Here is a 20,666-nt window from a genome sequence, read left to right as displayed (position 1 = left end):
AGCATTGCTGCACACCAGACAAAGCGATTAATCATCGGCGCGCCGCGGAACGTACCGTCAAAGATAGCGCGATCCCCCCAAGAACCAGCCCCCCCGCGATGATCAGGCGCCAGGTGAGCGGTTCGCCCAATATCAATACCCCGGCGGCCACCGCAATCACCGGCACGCTCAGTTGCGCGATCCCCGCGACAGTTGTGGGCAATTGCGGCAGGACCCGATACCACAACGCATACCCCAGACCCGACGTGATCGCCCCGGCGGTGATCGCCGTCAGGGTCCCTGCCAAAGGCAGATTGCCCTGACCAGCGACCAGCATGGCAAGGCCGGCCAGCGGGACGCATAGTAGAAAGTTGCTTGCGGTCGCGCCCAGTGCATCAGGCGATGCCCGCCCCAACAACGTGTAGATCGCCCAGCTGACGCCCGCGAGCACCATGGCCAGCGCGCCGACAAAGGGCACCGTTGCCTGCCCGGCGGGCCAGAGCAACACGCATAGCCCAGCCAGCGCGATGCCCGCCCCGATCCAGCGCATGGGTGGAATGGCCTGCCCCTCCCACACGGCCCAGCCGAAGACGACCACTTGCAGCACCCCGAACAGGATCAGCGCGCCCAACCCCGCATCAAGCGTGATGTAAGCCCATGAAAATCCGACCATATAGGCACCAAGCGCGCAGGCCCCGGCCAATCGCGCCGGCGTCAGCACGGCCGGACGCGGTGCCTTTCGCAGCGCAACAAGCAGCCACAACATCGCCGCACCTGCCACCACACGGACTGCGGCAAAATCCATCGGGTCCATGCCAAAGATCGCAACACCCACCCGGTTCAGGATCGAATTGGCCGCAAAGGCGGTCATGGTCAGCGCCACAAGTAAGAACAGGTGCATCTGTCAAAGCCCCTCAAACGCAGCCGGATAGATCAACTCCTGGGACTTGGCGGGTGCATCCAGCCCCGCCAGCATCGTGTTTGCGATCGGGTAGGGGCTGATCAGCGATGCGGCCTTGTCCCGGGCAAAACCGGCGGTTTCATAAAAGGCCGGGGCCCCCAAAACCACGACAGGCGTCTGCGTAAGGCGCGCCCATTCCGTCAGCAGCCCGATCATGCGCTTTCCGTAGCCGCGCCCTTGCAAATCCGGTCTGATGGCAACCGGCGCGAGGCAAAGCCAGCCCTTTGGCTTGCGCATATGGGACAGGGCAAAATAGCCGACAATCGCGCCATCCCATGGCAGCACGGTTTCACCGGCGATGGATTTGGTCTTGCGTAGCCTGGCCACCAGTTTGGCCTCTTCCGCGGTGGGGAAAGCCTGCCCAAGCAGCGCCTCGACCGCGGGTTCCTCGCCTGCGCGCATGTCGCGTGCGAAATCAGGACCCATCACCACATCACTCTCCCATCTTGTTGATCACATAAGGTGCAAGCTTGGCCAATGATGCAAGCAGCCATCGGGCATGACGCAATATTGTGAGGACCGGTTGATCACCGGCAACGAAAAAGGCGGCCCCGGATGGGACCGCCTTGATCATGTCTGTGTCAGACAGTCTGTTGTAAGCGCAAATCCGTTTGGATCTGCAATCTTACATCATGCCGCCCATGCCGCCCATGTCGGGCATGCCGCCACCAGCAGGTGCAGCGCCTTCTTTGGCCGGCTTGTCAGCAACCATTGCTTCGGTTGTGATCAGCAGACCAGCAACAGAGGCTGCGTCTTGCAGTGCTGTGCGCACAACTTTGGCTGGGTCAATGACGCCAAACTTGAACATGTCGCCATATTCTTCGGTCTGCGCGTTAAACCCGAAGGCCTTGTCGCTGCTTTCGCGGATCTTGCCGGCAACAACAGAACCGTCAACACCAGAGTTTTCGGCGATCTGACGCAAAGGTGCTTCCAGCGCCTTGCGGATGATCGTGATACCCACGTTCTGGTCAGCGTTTGCGCCTTCCAGACCGTCAAGTACCTTGCCAGCCTGAACGAGCGCGACACCACCGCCAACAACGATACCTTCCTGAACAGCGGCACGTGTCGCGTTCAATGCATCGTCAACGCGGTCTTTGCGCTCTTTCACTTCCACTTCGGACATACCGCCGACGCGGATCACGGCAACACCGCCAGCCAGCTTGGCCACACGTTCTTGCAGTTTTTCGCGGTCGTAGTCGGATGTGGTTTCTTCGATCTGGCCACGGATCTGGGCAACACGTGCCTCGATCTCGGCTTTGTCACCGGCACCGTCAACGATGGTTGTTTCGTCTTTGGTGATCGCAACACGCTTGGCAGAGCCCAGCATGTCGATGGTGACGTTTTCCAGCTTCATGCCGAGGTCTTCGGAGATCACCTGACCACCTGTCAGGATCGCGATGTCCTGCAGCATGGCTTTCCGGCGGTCGCCGAAACCTGGTGCCTTCACAGCCGCGATTTTCAGACCGCCGCGCAGTTTGTTGACAACCAGCGTTGCGAGTGCTTCGCCTTCAACATCTTCCGCGATGATCAAAAGAGGCTTGCCCGACTGGATCACTGATTCCAGCAGTGGAACCATGGGCTGCAAAGAAGACAGCTTCTTTTCGTGCAGCAGGATGATCGCGTCTTCCAGCTCGGTTGTCATCTTGTCAGGGTTAGTGACAAAGTAAGGCGACAGGTAACCGCGGTCGAACTGCATGCCTTCGACAACATCGGTTTCTGTTTCCAGACCCTTGTTTTCTTCAACAGTGATGACGCCTTCGTTGCCAACCTTCTGCATCGCGTCTGCGATCTGACGGCCGATTTCGGCTTCACCATTGGCAGAGATTGTACCAACCTGTGCAACTTCGTCGCTGTCGGATACGGGGCGGGCCGCGCCTTTGATCGCTTCGACAACTTTGGTTGTTGCCAGATCAATACCGCGCTTGAGGTCCATTGGGTTCATGCCAGCGGCAACAGATTTCATGCCTTCCTTAACAATCGCCTGCGCCAGAACTGTGGCGGTTGTGGTCCCGTCACCGGCTTCGTCATTGGTCCGGGAAGCAACTTCCTTGACCATCTGCGCGCCCATGTTTTCGAACTTGTCTTCCAGTTCGATTTCCTTGGCAACAGATACACCGTCCTTCGTGATGCGCGGTGCGCCGAAGGATTTATCCAGAACAACGTTGCGACCCTTTGGGCCCAGCGTAACCTTCACCGCATTGGCGAGGGTGTTGACACCTTTCAGCATGCGATTGCGTGCATCTGTGTCGAATTTGACGTCCTTAGCAGCCATTTTCATGTGCTCCTTGAATAGATTTGTGAATGATTACGACTGGTCGGCTTACATGATGCCGAGAATGTCGCTTTCTTTCATGATCAGCAGCTCTTCGCCGTCGATCTTGACTTCAGTGCCGGACCATTTGCCAAACAGCACCTTGTCGCCTGCTTTGACAGACATCGCGATCAGCTCACCGCTGTCTTTGCGCGCGCCTTCGCCAACGCTGACGATCTCGCCCTCAGCAGGCTTTTCCTTGGCGCTGTCAGGAATGATCAAGCCGCCAGTCGTTTTTTCGTCGCTTTCGATGCGACGAACCAGTACGCGGTCGTGAAGTGGTGTAAATGCCATTTCAGAACTTCTCCAGTTCATGTTTCTCCCAATGTTAGCACTCAACCGTGTCGAGTGATAACGCAGCGTAGTTAGGGATCACGCCGGGCCGAGTCAACAGCCCGCCCCCGGTCTTTTTGCAGAAAATTTCCAAGTAGTTTGCGCGGCCGGATGCAGCCACCATCATTGACCTGGATCAAGGCCCGCGCCCGCGCAGGATGCTAGGTTTTGGGTGTCCGGCGCGCACCGACACGCCGACCCACCGCAATCATAAAGGTGACACATGGGATATCAGACCATCGCAACTGTCTTGAACGCAGACAGCGACCAGAACGCGGCATTCGAGGCCGCAATCGCATTCGCAAAGGAATGGGATGCAGACCTCGAAATATACGGGCTGACGCTGACATATCTTGATAGCCCGCACTATTACATGGGCGCATCGGCGGTCATGATCGCGGAACAGGCCGGTGACGGCAAAGAACGCGCTGCCGCCCAGAAGGCCGAGATCAGCGCGCGTTTGAAATCTGAAAACCTCCGCTGGCACCTGCATCAGGCGACGCTGCCGCATTCCGCCATACAGAATTATCTGGGCCGCAATTTAAGGTTCTGTGACCTGGTGCTTCTGCCCCGGCCCTATCAGGGCTCTGACAACGTGGCTGCATTGGTAGAGGCAGCGCTGTTCGACGCGGAACGCCCGGTTTTGATGATCCCCAGGGGCGCGGCGACGACCGTGAAAATGGACCGGATTGCACTGGGCTGGAACGGCGGGGCCGAAGCATTGTCAGCCATCCGGGCGGCAAGTCCGCTGTGCCGACAGGCAAGCCATGTCGATATCTGCAAGGTTGTCGCAAACGATGCCGACGGCGACACGCCAGACCCGCTGCTGACCTATCTGCGCCGCCACAAGATCGCGGCCGATTTGTCGTTGCTGCCAATGTCAGATCAGGGGGCAGGGCAAACCCTGCTGATGCATGCACACGACAGCGGCGCCGATCTTTTGGTGGCGGGTGCCTACGGCCACTCGCGCCTGCGCGAAGCGGTATTTGGCGGGGCAACCCGAAAGCTGTTGGAAAGTGCAGACATACCGATGTTCATGTCGCGCTAGACACCGCGAAGGGTCTGCCACGGCCCTAGCGGCCGACGATCACGCCAAGCTCGGCAGCCGCCATTTTCAGGTTGTCGAGATGTCCCAGCATATCGTCGAGATTACGTCGCTGGGTCGGCGCATGGATGGACAGTGTCGACAGCATCCGCCCCCGGTCATCAAGGATGGGAACAGCAATCGCAATCATACCGTCCATGAATTCCTCGTTATCCGTCGCAAACCCTTCGGCACGGGCCTTATCCAGCAGGGCCGTAAGTTCGGCACTATCCGTGACCGTCTGGTCGGTCATCGGGGTCAGTGTGTAATTCTTGAGAAACCGTTCCAGATAGTCGGGACGCAGGGTGGACAGATACATCTTGCCGCTCGCCGTGCAATGAAACGGGACCTCGGTTCCAATGGGCAATTGAATGCGGAGCGGCCAATGGGTCTCCACCCGGTCAAGATAGTACATCCCCTCGCGTTCGGGGATGGCGATATTGCAGGTTTCGCCAACTTTCTCGGCAAGCGATTTGAGGATCGCAACCCTGACGGTGCGCACGCGCTCGGCCGACAGGGTATTGATCGCCAGAATACGCATCCGCCGTCCCGGGCTGTATGAGCGGCCATCAATATCGCGTTGTAGAAAACCCTCGGCCTCGGCGGTTGCAAATAGCCGGTGTATCGTGGGTTTAGGTAACCCCAACGCATCATTGACCGATGCAGGGGTAACCGGGACGCCGGCGCGGGCCACATGTTCCAACAGCAGCAGCAGCCGCATATTCGTCGGAATTTGACCCGGTGTTTCGCCGGCGCCCAGTTCAGTCATGGCATCGCATCATCTGTTTGGCAGCAACAGCAACGCCGTGTCGGGAACCAAGGCCACAAAAATCCAGACCGCAAACAATGCCGCGAGATAAGGCACCGTGTAACGCAGCAGCCGGAAATAGGGCACGCCCGTCACCCCGGACGCAACATACAGGTTCAGACCGTAAGGCGGCGTGATGAACCCGATTGATGCCCCCACCAGGAAGATGACCGAGAAGTGAACCGGATCAACCCCAATGGCCGGCGAGGTCACAATCGGGGCCAGGATCGGCGCCAGAATGATCGTCACCGGCAGACTTTCCAGCACCATGCCCGCGATAAAGACAATCGCCATGGCCGTGAACAGAACCGCATAGGGCCCGCCCATGGAGGTCACGAAATCGCCGATCACCTGCTGGGCACCCAGCAGCGACAGGATCTGTTGCATCACAACAGAAATCGCAATCAGAGGTGCCAGAATACCGGTGATCTGTGCAGAGCGGACAACGATGGACGGAATCTCGGGAATGGTGAACCCTTCGACCACGAACATCTCGGCCCAGCCTTTTTCCGTCACTTCGCGATCATCACCCTTATGGGTGCCCATCATCTTGTTCAGCGGATAGCTGATCAAACCCGCAGCGATACAAAAGCCCACCGTGACGCCTGCCGCTTCGGTTGGTGAGAACTTGCCGGTGTAAATCCCCCAGAGAACCAGACCAATCGCGAGGAACCCAAGCCATGCACCAAACGCAGTCTTCAGCACCCGGTTCAGTTGCAGCGGGATCAGGTAGCCCCAGCCGTTCAAGGTACAGATGATCCAGCAGGCCAATTGCATGCCCACAACCATCAACGTCCCCGGGATGATCCCCGCAATGAACAGATCCGAAATCGGCAGGTTCATCAAAAAGCCGTAGACGATGAAGATAATCGACGGCGGAATGATGATCCCGACTGTACCACCCGCAGCAGCCGTGGCCGCCGAGAAGCGTTCGTCATAGCCACCTTTGACCATCTCCGGATGCAGCATCGAGCCGATTGTCGCGGTCGTCGCCGAGTTCGACCCCGAAATCGCCGCAAACAGGCCGCAGGCGCCCAGCGACGCCATCGCCAACCCGCCCCTAAGCCAGCCTAGACAGGAATAGGCAAAATCCGAAAGCCTTCGGGCGATACCGGACTTGTTGATCAGGTCGCCGGTCAGGATAAAGAGCGGCATGGCCAGCAGCGCGAAACCCTTGTTGAACACGTTCAACAGTTCCGCCCCCATATTGTCGAGCGTCAGCCCCAGCACAAAGGAACAGCCGATCACCCAATAGGCAATGATCAGCAGAACGGGCACACCCATCATGAATAGAAACGTCACCCCAAGCGAGATGATCGTGACCCAGGATCCATCGGTCATTTAAGTATCCCCCCCGATTACCGCTTGTTCGATAAGCGGGTCGCCATTGCGGTAGTTCCGGAAATCATCCACGAGGTTTTCGAACACCCGCCCGGTCAGCATCAAAAAGGCAACCGGTGCAGCCGCAAGGAACCACCACTGCATCGTGTCATCCGTCCCCAGCACGATCTGGAAGTTGGACGCAGACAGCGCCGTCAATCGGCTGGTTGTCGTGACAACGATGACCGCAAGGCCAAACCACAGGACCGCGTCAACGCAAAGGCAAAACAATTGCCCGGTGCGCGGCAAGGCCGTCCGGAATTCGCTGAAACTCAGATGCGTGCGCAGGCGGACATTATACGATGCGCCATACCACGCCATGATCATGAACAGCAGCGGCGGGATGGTCGTCGACCATGGCTGCTGGTTGTTGAACACGAAACGGTCAATCACCCCCCAAAAGATGATGAAGGCGATGGCCAGATAGCTCCAGACCATGATGGTTTTTTCCAGATGCCGCTCCAGCAATGGAACAAATCTGTACAGAAACAGAAAAAACAGGCCCCCAAGGATCGTGGCAATTGCGCCGACGATCCATGCGGCCTCGCTTCGCAAGGCATTCCGAATTTCAAAAGAGTCCTGAGATGCGAATGCAGATAGAATAGCGCCGATGTCGCTGAACATTGACATGGCCTCCCCCCATATCAGGCCGGTTGTGCCGGCTTAATTCTTTGTTCGAAGTCAGCCCCTTTTGCCGGGGCTGACCTGATTTTCTTGACCTGCAGGCAGGCTTAGCTACGCCACCAGCGGCGTGGCTCGACATTCTCTGGCAATGTGTCGACCGGGATTTCCCGCGCAACATTGTAGATGTCCTGATATGTGTCGATGCCACCGGCCCAGCCGTTGATCCGCTCGCGCCACTCTTCCCAGAGCTGCGGCTGAAACTCGGGCGAGCACATTTCTTCGGCCATCTTGATCTGATCATCGGCCAGGAATGCGTTGCGCACATTGTTTTCAGCAAAGATCGTGCCCGGAAGCTGCGGATCAGAGTGACCCACGGTCTTGACCAGCGCCGCTTCGTTGGCGGCCTGCACATGCACCTGCGCAAGATAGGAAGATTCCATGACCGCATCCTGCAGGTAGCCGTCCAGGCTGTCGAAGACAGATGCAGACATCGACGTATGCTCTGTTCCGCAGAAGAAGCGCAGATCAACAGATTGCGACACAACGGGCGACATGTTCGCGTAAGCCACGGCAGATGCCCATGTTTCCGCACCATCAATCAGGCCCTGCTTGAGACCATCAAGTGTTTCTTCCCATGCCACAGGAACCGGGTTCAGGTTCAGCGCTTCCATCGCGATACGGCCCAGCTGTGTGCCCGTCACGCGGTTCTTGGTGCCAAACAGCTGTTCGATGCTGGTCACTGTTTCACGATCTTCCCAGCCAAGGCCCAGCTGGATGCCGCGCAATTCGCAGTGGCTGAACAGGAACTTCAGGCCATGACGGGCCTCAAGCGGATCACGCAGGATGCGCTGCGATTCCGGCGAATACAGGAAGTGATACTGCGCCGCACGGCTTGGGAACATGTAGGCATAGTCCAGCACGTTCAGATATGGCGCACCACCGGCAGAGTTCTGGGTGGAGGCTGCATAGATATCAACGATACCCTGCTGCGTTTTTTCCACACAAGACAGCTGACCACAGATTTGGTTGTCGCCGATAAATTCGATCCGAATCTCGCCGTCAGTCCGGCTTTCCAGGTCGCGTGCGAATTCAAGCGCGCCTGCACGCTCGATCAGAAGGTTCCGCGCGTTGAAGCCCGAGGCACCAAACTTAAGGTTGAATTTTGCCGGCTTCGAAAAGCGGCGTTCGTAGGTGGATTCTGCTGCCGACGCCAGGTTCGCAAGGCTCATCGCCCCGCCAAAAGTACCAGCCGCCATCAGCGTGGAGCTCATCCCGTAAGTCCCTGCAACTTTGAACAGGTCCCTCCGTGAAATGTGCTTCAGTTTATCTCCAACTCCCATGACTCTCTCCCATGTTGTCAATTATTGAGACTTTTCGTTCCAAAAAACACTAGTATAGTAAAACCGTTCTGCCTAGAATTTTTTTCACATAAGCGGGGGATATGGAAGTGGAAGCTGACTATATAGTTGTCGGCGCGGGATCAGCAGGTTGTGTTTTGGCCAACCGATTGAGCGCAGACCCAAATAATAAGGTCATTTTGCTGGAAGCCGGCGGGCGCGACATCAACCCGTGGATACATATTCCGGTCGGATATTTCAAAACCATACACAACCCAAAGGTGGACTGGTGCTACAAAACAGAATCAGACCCAGGGTTGAATGGCCGGTCCATTGAATGGCCCCGCGGCAAGGTTCTGGGCGGTTCATCCTCGCTGAACGGGCTGCTTTATGTCCGTGGACAGCCGCAGGATTACAACCGGTGGCGGCAAATGGGCAATCAGGGCTGGGGCTGGGAAGATGTGCTGCCCTTGTTCAAAAGGGCCGAGAATAACGAACGCGGCGCGGACGAATATCACGGCAATGAAGGCCCGCTCTCGGTCTCGAATATGCGCATTCAACGTCCGATCACTGATGCCTGGGTCGCGGCCGCGCAGGCCGCCGGCTATAAATTCAACCCCGACTATAACGGGGCCGAACAGGAAGGTGTGGGATTTTTCCAGCTGACATCGCGCAACGGACGGCGTTGCAGCGCGGCTGTCGCTTACCTTAATCCCGTGAAATCCCGTGAAAACCTGCAAATCATCACCCATGCACAGGTCGAAAAGGTTATCATCAAGGACAAACATGCCACTGGCGTCACCTACACGGACCGCGCAGGCAACCAGCAAACGGTGACCGCACGGCGTGAAATTGTGCTGTCGGGCGGGGCGATCAACTCTCCCCAGATCCTGATGTTGTCGGGTATCGGTGATGCGGATCATCTTGGTGATCATGGCATTGAGGTCGTCGAGCACCTTGCAGGTGTCGGGCGGAATATGCAGGACCATCTTCAGGCGCGGCTGGTTTACAAATGCAATGAACCCACATTGAATGATGAGGTCAGTTCGCTTCTTGGGCAGGCCAAGATCGGGCTGAAATACCTGATGTTCCGTGCAGGACCCATGACAATGGCGGCGAGCCTTGCCACCGGGTTCATGAAAACACGCGACGATCTGGAAACACCCGATATCCAGTTCCATGTGCAACCGCTCTCTGCGGAAAATCCCGGCAAGGGGGCTGACAAGTTTTCGGCATTCACCATGTCCGTCTGCCAGTTGCGCCCGGAAAGCAGGGGCGAGATCAGGTTGCAAAGCGCCGAGCCGCGGACCTATCCCAAAATCATCCCCAACTACCTGTCGACCGAAACCGACTGTCGGACAATTGTCGAGGGGGTCAATATCGCCCGGCGCATCGCCCGGCACGCCCCGCTGACCTCAAAAATCTCCGAGGAATTCCGGCCGCACAAGGATCTGGACATCGACGACTACGATGCAACCCTTGACTGGGCGCGCAGCAACACCGCGTCGATCTATCACCCGACGGGCACCTGCAAGATGGGTCAGGGAAAAGATGCGGTGGTCGATGATCAGTTGCGGGTGCACGGGATTGCCGGGTTACGCGTGGCCGATTGTTCGATCATGCCCGAGATCGTCTCGGGTAACACCAATGCGCCGGCCATCATGATTGGCGAAAAGGCGTCGGACCTGATCTTGGGCAAGGCCTAGGGTCAGGACCCTAACCTGAAATCTGGTCCAGCAGGGCTGAAATCAGGGCGGGTTCATCACCGCGATGGGTTTTGCCGAGCTCGGCAAAGATGTCGGCGCGCGGATCATCAATGGCGGTCCCGCTGCGTAGGGCGGCCGCCACAAAGCTGGCCCAGGCATGCCTCGCCCCCTCGGCGGCGGGGGCAGTCTGACCGCGTGCTTGTCTGGCCGCGATAACCGGTGCGATGCGAATGGGCAATTTCAGCGATCCATCCATCGCAATCTGTCGCAATTCGTGCCGAAGGCCGGGATTGGCAAAGCGGGCAAGCAACGCCTGCGCATAATCATCCGCACCATCTCGGCTTGCTGCAGGTAACGTGCTTGCGGCCTCTTCCCAGAATGCCGCGACCTGATCGCGCAATTGCGCATCACGGATCGCCTGATGCACATAATCGTGGCCGGCCAGCACCCCCGCATAGGCCAGCAGCGAATGCGCCCCGTTCAGCATCCGCAATTTGCGCAATTCAAACGGCGCGACATCGGCCACGATCCGGACACCCACACCACCCAGATCAGGTATCGGCGACAGCATTGTGTCCGCGATATACCATTCGGAAAACGCCTCGGTTGCCACCGGATGCGCGTCCATCAGCCCGGTGGCATCCGCAACCTCCGCCCGCAGCGCATCGGTTGTTGCCGGAACGATCCGATCCACCATCGTGTTCGGAAAGCGAACATGCGCGTCCAGATAAGATGCCAGATCCAACCCGGCCCATTCGCTGAACGCAACAATGGCTTGCGCCAGCTTGCGCCCGTTGTCCGGCAGGTTGTCGCAACTCACGATATTCACCGGCGGGCCGCATTCGTCCGCCCGGCGCCGCAGCCCACGCGCCAGAAACCCGATCGCCGTTGATGGCAGTTGCGCGGCAAGGTCATGCGCGATCAAAGGGGCGGTCTTGTTCAACCTGCCATCTGCACCAAGGTGATAGCCTTTTTCGGTCACGGTCAGGGTGATCATTTTCACATCGGGGTCGGCAATCCGATCCAGAATGGCTGCGCCATCCTCTGGCCCCACCAAGACCTCATCATGCACCGCCATCCGTTCATAGCGCGCGGCGTCGGCATCCCTGATGACCAATGTGTAGCCGAAACCCTGCGACGCCAGCGCATCCCTGATCGTGGCATGGCGCAGCGACACGCCTGTGATCCGCCATGCCGGATCGGCGACCTGAATATAGGCCGCCTGATGCGCGCGGTGAAAATTCCCGATACCGAAATGGAGGATCCTTGGCATCCCCTATCCCCCCAGCCGATAGCTTTCCAGCGCCAGATCATGGGCCAGAAGCTTGGCCATATCCGCAGCATCCGACCGGCCCATCCGGCCGCGCGCGACCTGCTGACCCAAATGCACCGCCACGCCACGCCGCCACAAATCGTGCCGGGCCGGGATGGATGTGAACGCCCGCGTATCATCGTTAAAGCCTGCCAGGTTCCAGTAGCCTGCGGTTTCCACCACCTGATCAAGATAGCGGGCAATCCCGTTCTCGCTGTCATGAAACCACCAGGGCGGTCCCAGCCGCAGTGCTGGCCAATGCCCTGCCATCGGCGCCAGTTCGCGCGCATATGTCGTTTCGTCCAGCGTAAACAGGATCAATTCAAGCGCCGGGTTATTCCCCACCCGGTTCAACAACGCATCAAGCCCCGTCACCCAATTCACGGGCTGCGGAATATCAGCGCCCATATCAGGCCCGTGCGCCGCAAACAGCGCCCGATTGGTCGATCGGCGTGATCCAACATGCAGCTGCATGACCAGACCATCCTCAACCGACATTTGCGCCATTTCGGTCAACATATGCCCTTCAAACCGGGCGGCTTCCAAGCCGCTCAACTCACCTGCAAGCGCGCGGGTCAGAAGGTCTTGCAGGGTGTCCGCGTCCAGCCATGCTGTTTGCAAATCCGTGACCCCGTGATCCGTTGCGGTGGCGCCCATCTGCTTGAAAAAAGCGCGGCGCTGGCGGATCGCATCCAGATATTCCGGAAACTGCGCGCAATCTGTGCCGGTCAGTGTGGCAAGGGCGGTCATGTCATCTGCAAAATGCGGATGGTGCGGGTTGATGATACTGTCGGGGCGAAATGTTGGAATGATACGCCCACCCCAGTCTGCTGCATCAATTTTCCCGTGGGCGGCAAGATCATCCAGCGCCCCATCGGTCGTCGCCAGAACCGCGATGCCAAACCGATCAAACAAGGCGCGCGGGCGAAAACTGTCCTGCCGCAGACGCAAGGCAATCTCATCGAAATAGAGATCACTGGTTTCAACGGATAGCGGCACATCCAAGCCAAACACCTCTCGAAAGGAATATTCCAGCCACCGTCGGCTGGGGGTCCCCAGAAAGAGATGCCAATGGGCAGCAAAGGTGCGGAATACGTCACGGGGGTCTTTGGCCGCGCCGATCCCCAGTTCCTCAAGCGTGACGCCACGGCTGTAGAGCATTCGGAACACGTAATGATCGGGCTGGATCAGCAGTGCGGCCGGATCCGGAAAGCGGGTGTCATCGGCAAACCATTGCGGGTCGCAATGGCCATGCGGGGACACAATCGGCAGTTGCCGAATGCCGTCGTAAATGAGGCCTGCAATACCATTGAGGGATTGGTCATTCACGCAAAATACTCCTCATGACGGTCTGCGACATCTGCCAATGTTGTCAGCACCGATCGCAAGTGCGTCTCCATCCTGCGTCGGGCGGATGCGTCTTCCCCTGCATCAATGGCCTGAAATATCGCAAGATGTTCGGCATGCAGTTGGCCCATTTGGTCGGCAACATCCAGGGACAAGACGCGCAGGCGGTCCAGCGCCATCTTTTCACGCTCAAGGATGTGCGCCATCCGAGGATGGCCAGTGGCCTGCGCAAGGATCATGTGAAACTGGTCATCCACGGCTTGAAAACCCAACTTGTCCCCCGCAGTCATACAGTTTTTCTGCGTCTCGAGGTTATGTTGCAATGCGGCACGGTGGGTCGGGTCCAATCCGTTCTGGCACAAGGCCGCAACATTGCCCAACTCCAGCGCCTCGCGGATAAACTGCGCCTCTTTGATCCGCTGTTGGCTTAGCTTGGTCGCGAAATTGCCGCGCCCGACCTGCGTCACAACCAACCCCGCCGCACGAAGCTGCGCCAGGGCCTCGCGTACAGGTGTCCGGCTGGCTGCAAACAGCCGGCCGACTTCGGTCTCGGAAATCAGCGCGCCGGGCGCGATCTCCATCCGCAGGATCGCGAGTTTGAGCGCCTCAAAGATTTGAACCCCCACGCTGCGGTCCAGTTCAACCGGACGCGGCGTTGCCGTGTCAAAGAATTGCCCAATGGACCTTTGCTCCATTTGCCTTATGCGCCCCTGCCGCGAATTTCAGCTTGTCCCGCGTGTTCTACATTGCAATAGTCATCCTGTATACAGGTCATACAGGACGTCAGGATGCCGGACGGATACCAGCGCAATGTTGCGATTATCGGGGCCGGGATGGTTGCACGCACGCATGTCATGGCGCTGGCCGATCTGGGCCATAAGCTGCGGCTGCGGGCCGTATACAGCAGGCGGCCAGATGCCACCGAAGCTTTTGCCCGGGACGCGACCCAACGGTGCGGCTATTCTGTCGCCGCTTATTCCAGCCTGCAGGCGATCTGCGCCGATCCTGATATCCATTGGGTCATCGTGCTGACCCCGCCCAACGCCCGTCTGCCCATTGTCGAGGCGCTGGCGGTGGCCGGAAAATCCATCCTGCTTGAAAAACCGGTCGAACGGGACCTGCCCGCAGCCACACAGCTTGTCACAACATGTGAAAAGGCAAATGTGACGCTTGGCGTTGTCTTCCAGCATCGGGTCCGGCAGGCCAGCAGGGCATTGGCGGACCTGATCAGCGGCGGGACCACCGGTAATCTGGCCATGGCAGAGGTTTTTGTTCCTTGGTGGCGGGACCAATCCTATTATGATGAGCCGGGCCGGGGGAGCTATGCGCGCGATGGCGGTGGCGTCCTGATCAGCCAGGCCATCCATTCGCTTGATCTATTGCTGTCGCTTGCCGGACCAGTAGACGCGGTGCAGGCGATGGCGCATTCCACCCATTTGCACCAAATGGAAGCTGAGGATTATGTGACCGCCGCCTTTCGGTTCAAAAACGGGGCAGCAGGGTCACTGATCGCCTCGACTGCGAGCTACCCCGGGGATGCCGAAAGCATCACCTTGCATTTCAGTCATTGCGTCGCGCGCCTGCAATCCGGCGAATTGCGGGTCATCTGGCGCGACGGACGCACCGATATTACCGGCGAAACTGCCGCAACGGGCGGCGGGGCAGACCCTATGGCGTTCACCCATGAATGGCACCGCGACGTGATCGAGGATTTCGCCGACAGCATGGTGCAGGACACCCCACCGCTTGTCCCGGGTCGCGCGGCCTTGCAGGTGCACGCGCTGATTGGCGCTATCGTCCAATCCTCAAACGAAAAACGGGCCGTTTCTGTGCCTGATGTGAAGGTCTGATTATGACGTTACGCTTTGCCGCCATCGGCCTTGATCACCGCCATATCTATGGCATGGCAGGCCGCATGATAGAGGTGGGCGCAGAGTTCGCGGGCTACTGGACCGATGGCGATCCCGGCACGCTGGATGGGTTCGATAAACGCTTTCCCGGTGTGCCACGCATGGCGGACCGTGCGGCACTGATGGAAGATGACAGCATTGATCTGATCCTGATCGCAGCGATCCCTGCTGATCGCGCCGCCCTCGCGATTGAGGCGATGGAACACGGCAAGGATGTCATGACAGACAAGCCCGGCTGCACAACCATGGCGCAACTGGATGCGATCAAGGCCTGCGTGGCCAAAACAGGCCGCATCTGGTCTGTGAATTTCTCTGAACGGTTCGAGGTCGCTTGCGTGACAAAGGCCGCCGAACTGGTGCAGGCCGGCGCCATTGGTCGCGTGATCCAGACCATGGGTATGGGGCCGCATCGGTTGAACCGCCCGACCCGCCCCGGTTGGTTCTTTGAGCGTGAGAAATATGGGGGGGTTTTGACCGATATCGCCTCGCACCAGATTGATCAGTTCCTGTTCTTTACCGGATCGAGTGATGCCAAGGTCACGATGGCCAATGTTGCCAATTACGCCAACCCGGACGATCCCGGGCTGCAGGATTTTGGAGAGTTGTCGCTAAAAAGCGATCAGGGCCACGGCTATATCCGCGTGGATTGGTACAACCCGGATGCCCTGCCCACTTGGGGCGACGGGCGGCTGACCATTCTGGGGACAGACGGGTATATCGAGTTGCGCAAATATGTGGATGTGGCCCGGAATGACGGGACAGATCACCTGTACCTCGTCAATGGGACCCGCTGCGAATATATTGATGCGTCTTATGCGGGCTATCCCTATTTCGCCCGGCTGGCCGCCGACATCCGCGACCGGACGGAAACGGCGATGTCGCAGGCCCATTGCTTCAAGGTCATGGAACTGGCTTTGCACGCGCAAGCGATGGCAGAGGCGTGATCCGCGTTGCCATCATTGGTGCCGGGATCGGGCGCGAACACTTGCGCGCCTATCTGCAGCTGCCCGATGATTATGTGGTGCCTGTTCTATGTGATCTGGATGCGGCCCGCGCGGCTGAGGTGATTGTCAATGAACGCGCCGATCCAGCGGTGACCCATGTCACGTCGGATTTTGATGCGGTGCTTGCGCGCGATGACATCGACCTGATCGACATCTGCCTGCCCCCGCATCTGCATTTCGATATTTCGATGACGGCGTTGCAAGCCGGAAAACATGTCGTTTGTGAAAAACCATTGGTCAGTTCGCTGCGCGATGCTGATGCGCTGATTGCAGCGGCAGAGGCCGCGGGGCGCGTTTTGACGCCGGTGTTTCAGTATCGCTATGGGCCTGAAATCGCAAAGCTGCGCGCGCTGATTGATGCGGGTTTTGCGGGCAAGCCACTGGTGGCAAGCATCGAGACACATTGGCGGCGTGATGCGGATTATTACGACAATCCGTGGCGCGGCACGTGGCAGGGTGAACAAGGCGGGGCCGTGCTGGGCCATGCGATCCACAACCATGATCTGCTCTGCGCGATCCTTGGGCCGATCAAACGCTTGTCGGCCTTTACTGCGACCCGCGTGAACAAGATTGAGGTCGAAGACTGCGCCGCCATCAGTTTCGAGATGGAATCAGGTGCGCTGGCCACCAGTTCGATCACCCTGGGTGCGGCCAATGACACCAGCCGGTTCCGGTTCTGTTTTGAAAACCTGACGGCTGAAAGCGATCTTTTGCCCTATACGCCTGCGGCTGGCACATGGACCTTTACGACCCGCAATCGCGATCAGGCCGCGCTTGACGCATTTCTGGCAGGTCAACCCGCCCCGCCGCTGGGTTTTGTTGGGTTTTTCGCGGCCCTTGCACAGGCGTTACAAAACAACGGCACAGATGCGGTGGTGGCAATGGATGGCCGCCGGTCACTGGAATTGGTCAGTGCGATCTATGAATCCGCCCGCAACGGACGCATGATCGACCTGCCACTGGGTGCAAATGCTGCACTTTATAATGGTTGGCTACCCGAAAAGACTGGATTTTTAGAGTAGATCAATCATGATACAATTCGGCTAAGAATCCGAAAAGACAACTGGGAGGAACAAATGTCTTTCACAACAAAAATGCTGACAACGGCGATGGCATCCGCAGGCTTTAGCCTGTTTGCTGTTGGTGTTGCGGCGCAAGAAATCACTTACATGTGCTCGTCCGACGGGACCGAATGCGCAACGGCCCGCGAAATCTTTGACCGGTTTGAGGCCGAGAATGAAGGCGTGACCGTTGTGGTCGACGAAGTGCCCTACAAGGCCATTCTGGAAAGCCTGCCCGTGCAGCTTGCTGCAGGCACCGGCCCTGACATGGCGAAAGTCACCGACCTTGGCGGGTTAAGCGAATATTACCTTGATCTGTCGCCTTATGTGGATGCGTCCTATTGGGAAGACAGCTTTGGCGGCACACTTGATTGGTATCGCAAGGGCCCTGATGACAACGGCATCTACGGCCTGCATTCGCAGCTGACCATCACCGGCGCCTACATCAACAAGACCCTGTTTGATCAGGCCGGTGTCGATGTCCCCGGCGAAGATGCCACATGGGATGATTGGGCCGAAGCGACCCGCGCCGTGGCCGAAGCCACAGGCACGGATTTCCCGATGGCGATGGACCGGTCCGGCCACCGCATCGCGGGCCCTGCGATTTCATATGGCGCGATGCTGTTTGACGAAAATGGCGAAGGTAAGCTGGTCGATGACGGCTTTACCGCTTACGTCCAGAAGTTCGTTGATTGGCACAATGACGGCACCATGGCGCGTGACGTCTGGGCCGGTGCTGGTGGATCGTCCTATCAGGATGCGGCACAGGAATTCATCAACGGCCAGTTGGTGTATTACTATTCCGGTAGTTGGCAGGTCGCCAAGATGGACGACAATATCGGTGATGCATTTGACTGGGTTGTTGTGGGATCCCCATGCGGCACAGGCGGTTGTTCCGGCATGCCGGGCGGTGCTGGCATCGTCGGGTTCAGCGACACAGAGCATCCTGAACTTGTCGCCAAGGCCATCGACTATCTGGCACAGGAAGAAAACTATGCCGAGATGACAGCCAAGACCAAAAACATCCCCGCCCACCTTGGTGTGGCAGGTGCTGGCGTTGAATATGCCGGGGCATCCGAGGGTGCCGCCAATGCGCTGAACGCATGGGCCGGTCAGGTGGCCAAAGTATCCCCGGTTGCCTTCCAGTACCAAGGTTACAAGAACAACCGCGCGATGTTTAACATCACGGTCGAGCGTGTGACCCAGGCCATCGTCGGCGAATTGTCCGTCGAAGATGCAATGGCGCGTGCCGAAGAAGATCTGGTGACGGCGCTCGCCGAAGCCAACTAAGACCTGCGGGCCTGCCAGTACGCTGGCGGGCCCGCTTTCCGTGGGGGGGACGCGCCGATGTTGATGATCCTGGAACCGGTCATGCGCCTGATCGAGGCGCCGATGAAGTTCTTGCAAGACAAGCTGCGGCTCAAGAACCCCGCCTGGCTGTTTCTCTTCCCCAACCTTGTTTTATTTGGCCTTTTCGCCTTTCTGCCGATCCTCGTGAATGTCGCCTATGCGCTGACCGGATCCGATGGCATTCTGCTGGCCGACCGTCCCTATGTGGGCGCGCAGAACTTTACCAATCTGATGGATTGCGACAGCTATCTGGACCCTAATTCCTGCAAGGATGATCTGTTCTGGCGGGCCGTCTGGAACACAGTCTGGTTCACCACCCTGCAGGTTGGGTTGATGGTCACCTTCGCCCTGATCACCGCCCTGATCCTGAACCGCGATATCCGCGCACGTGGCTTTTTCCGGTCCGTTTTCTTTTTCCCCGTCCTGTTGTCCCCCGTAGTTGTTGCCCTGATCTGGAAGTGGATCTTACAGCGCGAAGGCGTGTTGAATGCGTGGATCGACGGCATGGGCTGGCAGACTTTCAATTGGCTGCTGGACCGCAACTGGGCCTTTGGCTGGTCCGTATTCCTGTCGATCTGGGCCCATATGGGGTTCTACACGCTGATCCTGCTGGCGGGCCTGCAAGCCATCCCACGCGATGTGTACGAGGCCGCCAAGATGGATCGCGCATCGCCCTGGCGGGCATTCCGTCGGATCACCCTGCCCTTGCTGATGCCCACGATGTTGGTGGTGCTGGTGCTGGCCACGATCAAGGGCGTGCAGACGTTTGAAGAGGTCTACGCCTTTACCGGCGGTGGTCCGGGGTCTGCGACCACGATGATCATTCAGTACGTGTACGAGACCGGGTTTGCCGGCGCGCCCCGGCTGTTTGGCCCTGCTGCGGCGGCCTCCCTGATGCTGGCGTTTGTGCTGGTCGTGCTGACGGTGATCCAACTGTGGATCAACAGAAAGAATGTCGATGGATGATCTGATGTACGGCGTCTTGAACACCTCGTCCGCCCGGCTGACAGGCCGGGCAGCGCCCGAACCGCCCCCACGGGGCGGGCGCTTTGCTTCCTGCCCCTCGGTTCGGGCACTGCCCTCTGCGCTTAATTGCGAGGTCACATCATGATGTCGTTCCTTACCCGCACCCGCGGCAAGAGCAAGCTGCATTGGACCGATTGGCTGACCTATGGCTACCTGTTCCTGGGCGTGTTGCTGATGTTCCTGCCCGTCATCTGGCTGGGCCTATCATCGTTCAAGACCGATGCAGAGCTGGAACGTTTCCCGCCCCGCATCCTGCCCATGGCGCAAGAAACAGTGGTCGTCGACGGTTATGACGACCCCCTGCCCCTTTATAACATCACGGGCGGCGATTATGCCGGGCAAACGCTTGCCCAGATCCGGCGCATTGGTCTAAATGCGCAGATGGTGGACCCCGCCAATCCCGGCGAGCGGCTGAACGTGAACATCGACGACCGCGAGGCGATTGAACGCTTTGCGCTGGCGACAGATAACTACAAAGAACTGTTTGAGCGGTTTAATTTCCTCAAGTTCTTCTGGAACTCCGTCTTCATCACCTCAATCGCCACGATCATCATGCTGACGGTGAATTCCATGGCCGCCTTTGCCCTGTCGAAATACCAGTTCAAGGGGCGGATGGTCGTGCTGGGGCTGGTGATCGGCACGCTGATGATCCCGCAGACAGTTGTACTGGTACCGCTGTTCCTGATCACCAAGGAACTGAACATGGCCGACAGCCTGTGGGGCGTGATCATCCCCGGGGCCGCCACGCCGACGGGTGTGTTCCTGCTGCGCCAATATATGCTGACGATCCCGGATGAGATTTTGGACGCAGCCCGTATGGACAAGGCGTCCGAGTGGAAGATCTTCTGGCGGATTATCGTGCCTCTATCCGCACCTGCGATTGCGGTGCTGGCGATCCTTGCGATCATGTGGCGCTGGAATGATTTCCTGTGGCCGCTGATCGTGCTGTCGAGCACGGATAACTTCACCCTGCAACTGGCGCTGAATTCGTTCCAGGGCGAATTGAACACCCAATGGTCCAACCTGTTGGCCATGACCATGCTGGTGCTGTTGCCCATCGCCTGTGTGTTCGTCTTTTTGCAGAAATATATCGCCACCGGCATCGCCTCGACCGGCGGGAAATAGGAATACCC

Annotated in this window: 19 protein-coding genes; 8 read left to right on the top strand and 11 right to left on the bottom strand. The window is 58.4% G+C overall.

What is annotated here, in order from left to right:
* Positions 1-31: 31 nt before the first annotated feature.
* The 4 genes from AABB31_RS18280 to AABB31_RS18265 form a co-directional block, all read right to left on the bottom strand.
* A complete protein-coding gene (locus tag AABB31_RS18280; RefSeq protein WP_342076777.1) occupies positions 32-880 on the bottom strand; it encodes a DMT family transporter in 849 nt (282 codons plus the stop codon).
* Between the two features lie 3 nt (positions 881-883).
* Positions 884-1,366, bottom strand: coding sequence for an N-acetyltransferase (locus tag AABB31_RS18275; protein ID WP_342078945.1), 483 nt, complete (start codon positions 1,364-1,366; stop codon positions 884-886).
* A 199-nt stretch (positions 1,367-1,565) separates the two neighbouring features.
* Positions 1,566-3,212 (bottom strand): chaperonin GroEL, encoded by a 1,647-nt coding sequence (groL, locus tag AABB31_RS18270; RefSeq protein WP_342076779.1) that lies wholly within the window; start codon positions 3,210-3,212, stop codon positions 1,566-1,568.
* A gap of 48 nt (positions 3,213-3,260) precedes the next feature.
* Positions 3,261-3,545, bottom strand: coding sequence for a co-chaperone GroES (locus AABB31_RS18265; protein ID WP_342076780.1), 285 nt, complete (start codon positions 3,543-3,545; stop codon positions 3,261-3,263).
* Positions 3,546-3,807: 262 nt separating this feature from the next.
* Here AABB31_RS18265 and AABB31_RS18260 point away from each other — a divergent pair, with 262 nt between their 5' ends.
* Positions 3,808-4,632, top strand: coding sequence for a universal stress protein (locus tag AABB31_RS18260; protein ID WP_342076781.1), 825 nt, complete (start codon positions 3,808-3,810; stop codon positions 4,630-4,632).
* 25 nt (positions 4,633-4,657) lie between these two features.
* Here AABB31_RS18260 and AABB31_RS18255 read toward each other — a convergent pair whose 3' ends face one another.
* The 4 genes from AABB31_RS18255 to AABB31_RS18240 all read right to left on the bottom strand — a co-directional run bounded on the left by AABB31_RS18255 (position 4,658) and on the right by AABB31_RS18240 (position 8,820).
* Positions 4,658-5,437 (bottom strand): IclR family transcriptional regulator, encoded by a 780-nt coding sequence (locus tag AABB31_RS18255; protein ID WP_342076782.1) that lies wholly within the window; start codon positions 5,435-5,437, stop codon positions 4,658-4,660.
* Between the two features lie 9 nt (positions 5,438-5,446).
* On the bottom strand, positions 5,447-6,817 hold the full coding sequence (locus AABB31_RS18250; protein WP_342076783.1) for a TRAP transporter large permease: 1,371 nt from the start codon (positions 6,815-6,817) through the stop codon (positions 5,447-5,449).
* Positions 6,818-7,486, bottom strand: a complete 669-nt coding sequence (locus AABB31_RS18245) for a TRAP transporter small permease (protein WP_373635117.1) — start codon at positions 7,484-7,486, stop codon at positions 6,818-6,820. It abuts the gene before it with no gap.
* Positions 7,487-7,587: 101 nt separating this feature from the next.
* Positions 7,588-8,820: a TRAP transporter substrate-binding protein gene (locus tag AABB31_RS18240; RefSeq protein WP_342076785.1), complete on the bottom strand. Its 1,233-nt coding sequence runs from the start codon at positions 8,818-8,820 to the stop codon at positions 7,588-7,590.
* A gap of 101 nt (positions 8,821-8,921) precedes the next feature.
* Between AABB31_RS18240 and AABB31_RS18235 the strand changes: the two genes are divergently transcribed.
* Positions 8,922-10,523: a choline dehydrogenase gene (locus AABB31_RS18235; protein ID WP_342076786.1), complete on the top strand. Its 1,602-nt coding sequence runs from the start codon at positions 8,922-8,924 to the stop codon at positions 10,521-10,523.
* Between the two features lie 10 nt (positions 10,524-10,533).
* On the opposite strand, the gene AABB31_RS18230 is transcribed toward AABB31_RS18235, so the two are convergent.
* Genes AABB31_RS18230 through AABB31_RS18220 form a run of 3 tightly spaced genes read right to left on the bottom strand, consistent with a single transcriptional unit; the run spans position 10,534 to position 13,877 of the window.
* Positions 10,534-11,796 (bottom strand): mannitol dehydrogenase family protein, encoded by a 1,263-nt coding sequence (locus AABB31_RS18230; RefSeq protein WP_342076787.1) that lies wholly within the window; start codon positions 11,794-11,796, stop codon positions 10,534-10,536.
* A gap of 3 nt (positions 11,797-11,799) precedes the next feature.
* Positions 11,800-13,164: a glucuronate isomerase gene (gene uxaC, locus AABB31_RS18225; protein WP_342076788.1), complete on the bottom strand. Its 1,365-nt coding sequence runs from the start codon at positions 13,162-13,164 to the stop codon at positions 11,800-11,802.
* Positions 13,161-13,877 carry a GntR family transcriptional regulator gene (locus AABB31_RS18220; RefSeq protein ID WP_342076789.1) on the bottom strand — a complete coding sequence of 239 codons (717 nt, stop codon included), beginning with the start codon at positions 13,875-13,877 and terminating at the stop codon, positions 13,161-13,163. Before AABB31_RS18220 ends, uxaC begins: the two co-directional genes overlap by 4 nt.
* 93 nt (positions 13,878-13,970) lie before the next feature.
* Between AABB31_RS18220 and AABB31_RS18215 the strand changes: the two genes are divergently transcribed.
* The 6 genes from AABB31_RS18215 (at position 13,971) to AABB31_RS18190 (ending at position 20,658) form a co-directional block, all read left to right on the top strand.
* Positions 13,971-15,032: a Gfo/Idh/MocA family oxidoreductase gene (locus AABB31_RS18215; RefSeq protein ID WP_342076790.1), complete on the top strand. Its 1,062-nt coding sequence runs from the start codon at positions 13,971-13,973 to the stop codon at positions 15,030-15,032.
* 2 nt (positions 15,033-15,034) lie between these two features.
* A complete protein-coding gene (locus AABB31_RS18210) occupies positions 15,035-16,036 on the top strand; it encodes a Gfo/Idh/MocA family protein (RefSeq protein WP_373635116.1) in 1,002 nt (333 codons plus the stop codon).
* The gene (locus tag AABB31_RS18205) at positions 16,033-17,118 is read left to right on the top strand and encodes a Gfo/Idh/MocA family oxidoreductase (protein ID WP_342076793.1); all 1,086 of its coding nucleotides are present in this window, start codon (positions 16,033-16,035) and stop codon (positions 17,116-17,118) included. Before AABB31_RS18210 ends, AABB31_RS18205 begins: the two co-directional genes overlap by 4 nt.
* A gap of 54 nt (positions 17,119-17,172) precedes the next feature.
* Entirely contained in the window at positions 17,173-18,447 is a 1,275-nt protein-coding gene (locus AABB31_RS18200) for an ABC transporter substrate-binding protein (protein ID WP_342076794.1), read from the top strand.
* 57 nt (positions 18,448-18,504) lie between these two features.
* Positions 18,505-19,473, top strand: a complete 969-nt coding sequence (locus AABB31_RS18195) for a sugar ABC transporter permease (protein ID WP_342076795.1) — start codon at positions 18,505-18,507, stop codon at positions 19,471-19,473.
* Positions 19,474-19,614: 141 nt separating this feature from the next.
* A complete protein-coding gene (locus AABB31_RS18190; RefSeq protein WP_342076796.1) occupies positions 19,615-20,658 on the top strand; it encodes a carbohydrate ABC transporter permease in 1,044 nt (347 codons plus the stop codon).
* Positions 20,659-20,666: the final 8 nt, after the last annotated feature.

This window comes from Yoonia sp. SS1-5, assembly GCF_038443705.2.
Classification (GTDB): domain Bacteria; phylum Pseudomonadota; class Alphaproteobacteria; order Rhodobacterales; family Rhodobacteraceae; genus Yoonia; species Yoonia rhodophyticola.
Note: the sequence above shows the minus strand (reverse complement) of the source record. Positions and strands in the feature narration are given on the sequence as shown.

Bases quoted from the DNA above. Each gene is read 5' to 3' on its own strand.
- AABB31_RS18280 (WP_342076777.1), bottom strand. From the start codon at position 880: ATGCACCTGTTCTTACTTGTGGCGCTGACCATGACCGCCTTTGCGGCC.
- AABB31_RS18275 (WP_342078945.1), bottom strand. From the start codon at position 1,366: ATGGGTCCTGATTTCGCACGCGACATGCGCGCAGGCGAGGAACCCGCG.
- groL (WP_342076779.1), bottom strand. From the start codon at position 3,212: ATGGCTGCTAAGGACGTCAAATTCGACACAGATGCACGCAATCGCATG.
- AABB31_RS18265 (WP_342076780.1), bottom strand. From the start codon at position 3,545: ATGGCATTTACACCACTTCACGACCGCGTACTGGTTCGTCGCATCGAA.
- AABB31_RS18260 (WP_342076781.1), top strand. From the start codon at position 3,808: ATGGGATATCAGACCATCGCAACTGTCTTGAACGCAGACAGCGACCAG.
- AABB31_RS18255 (WP_342076782.1), bottom strand. From the start codon at position 5,437: ATGACTGAACTGGGCGCCGGCGAAACACCGGGTCAAATTCCGACGAAT.
- AABB31_RS18250 (WP_342076783.1), bottom strand. From the start codon at position 6,817: ATGACCGATGGATCCTGGGTCACGATCATCTCGCTTGGGGTGACGTTT.
- AABB31_RS18245 (WP_373635117.1), bottom strand. From the start codon at position 7,486: ATGTCAATGTTCAGCGACATCGGCGCTATTCTATCTGCATTCGCATCT.
- AABB31_RS18240 (WP_342076785.1), bottom strand. From the start codon at position 8,820: ATGGGAGTTGGAGATAAACTGAAGCACATTTCACGGAGGGACCTGTTC.
- AABB31_RS18235 (WP_342076786.1), top strand. From the start codon at position 8,922: ATGGAAGTGGAAGCTGACTATATAGTTGTCGGCGCGGGATCAGCAGGT.
- AABB31_RS18230 (WP_342076787.1), bottom strand. From the start codon at position 11,796: ATGCCAAGGATCCTCCATTTCGGTATCGGGAATTTTCACCGCGCGCAT.
- AABB31_RS18220 (WP_342076789.1), bottom strand. From the start codon at position 13,877: ATGGAGCAAAGGTCCATTGGGCAATTCTTTGACACGGCAACGCCGCGT.
- AABB31_RS18215 (WP_342076790.1), top strand. From the start codon at position 13,971: ATGCCGGACGGATACCAGCGCAATGTTGCGATTATCGGGGCCGGGATG.
- AABB31_RS18210 (WP_373635116.1), top strand. From the start codon at position 15,035: ATGACGTTACGCTTTGCCGCCATCGGCCTTGATCACCGCCATATCTAT.
- AABB31_RS18200 (WP_342076794.1), top strand. From the start codon at position 17,173: ATGTCTTTCACAACAAAAATGCTGACAACGGCGATGGCATCCGCAGGC.
- AABB31_RS18195 (WP_342076795.1), top strand. From the start codon at position 18,505: ATGTTGATGATCCTGGAACCGGTCATGCGCCTGATCGAGGCGCCGATG.
- AABB31_RS18190 (WP_342076796.1), top strand. From the start codon at position 19,615: ATGATGTCGTTCCTTACCCGCACCCGCGGCAAGAGCAAGCTGCATTGG.